The organism is Neisseria sp. P0021.S007, assembly GCF_051956855.1.
This window is the reverse complement of the sequence record NZ_JBQCXA010000513.1, coordinates 1-699: the sequence shown is the minus strand read 5'-3', so window position 1 is coordinate 699 and position 699 is coordinate 1. Positions and strand designations below refer to the sequence as shown.

1 protein-coding gene is annotated in these 699 nt (G+C 51.2%); it reads left to right on the top strand.

Annotated elements, in window-relative coordinates; translation table 11 throughout:
• Positions 1 to 600, top strand: a 600-nt coding sequence (locus ACTHUR_RS14320; RefSeq protein ID WP_440399230.1) for a 4-phosphopantoate--beta-alanine ligase, incomplete at its 5' end; no start/stop codon positions are given.
• Between the last annotated feature and the right edge of the window lie 99 nt (positions 601 to 699).

Sequence of the window (699 nt, the reverse complement as noted above, 5' to 3'; positions counted from 1 at the left end):
GGTGAGGGCGTTGCCGTCGTATTTGCGCCTGATGAAAAAGAGCTGTATCCGAATGTGGAACAACGTTTCAATGTCGAGCCTCCACACCTGCAAAACGAATTGTGCGGCAAATTCCGTCCGGGCCATTTCCGCGGCGTTGCGACCGTTGTGACTAAGTTGTTCAACATTGTTCAACCTGATACCGCCTGTTTCGGCAAAAAAGACTATCAGCAGCTGGCGATTATCAAAGGCTTTGTCGAAGACTTGAATTTCAATATCGAAATCGTTCCGGTCGACACCGGCCGCGCTTCAGACGGCCTGGCACTTTCCAGCCGCAACCAATATTTGAGCGAAGCAGAGCGCGCAGAAGCGCCCCGCCTCTATCAAGAGTTGCAAAACATTGCCGCCGCCTTGAAAAACGGCAATCTAGATTACGCCCAGCTCGAGGCTGAATGTATCCGCCGTTTGACCGATGCCGGCTGGGTGGTTGATTACGTTGAAATCCGCCATGCACACAGCTTGGCAGTGGCTCATGTCGGCGATAAAGAATTGGTGGTGCTTGCCGCCGCCCGTTTGGGTACCACGCGCCTGATTGATAATTTGGAAGTGGCTTTGGCTTAAAACCAAGCTGCTGGTAAAGGCCGTCTGAAACCTGTTTTTCAGACGGCCTTTTGTTACAATAACGCTTTTGCGTTTCTAAGGTTTTTCCATGTCTAAACC